Annotated in this window: 1 protein-coding gene; it reads left to right on the forward strand. The window is 64.6% G+C overall.

Annotated elements, in window-relative coordinates:
• Positions 1 to 455 (forward strand): AAA family ATPase (locus CRD60_RS08470; RefSeq protein WP_130473099.1); only part of this gene is annotated, 455 nt, incomplete at both ends.

The following is a 455-nucleotide window of genomic DNA, read 5'->3' on the forward strand; positions in this document are numbered from 1 at the left end:
GGTCATGGTCGTGCTGTCCAGGCGCACCAAGAACAACCCTGTGCTGATCGGTGAGCCGGGAGTCGGCAAGACCGCCGTGGTCGAGGGGCTGGCGGAGAAGATCCACGCTGGCGATGTGCCCGAGACGTTGAAGGACAAGCAGGTCTACTCGCTCGACCTGGGCTCGATGGTGGCGGGTTCCCGTTACCGTGGCGACTTCGAGGAGCGTCTGAAGAAGGTCCTGAAGGAAATCAAGACCCGCGGCGACGTCATCCTCTTCATCGACGAGATTCACACCATCGTGGGTGCAGGCTCGGCAGACGGGGCCCTGGGCGCATCCGATATGTTGAAGCCGCTGCTGGCCCGTGGTGAGTTGCAGACCATCGGCGCCACCACCACCGAGGAATACCGCCAGTACAACGCGAAGGACGCCGCCCAGGAGCGACGACTCCCGCCCACCCCGGTGGCCCACGCCA

The sequence above is a fragment of the Bifidobacterium aemilianum genome, from assembly GCF_003315635.1.
In the GTDB taxonomy this organism is placed as follows: Bacteria; Actinomycetota; Actinomycetes; order Actinomycetales; family Bifidobacteriaceae; genus Bifidobacterium; species Bifidobacterium aemilianum.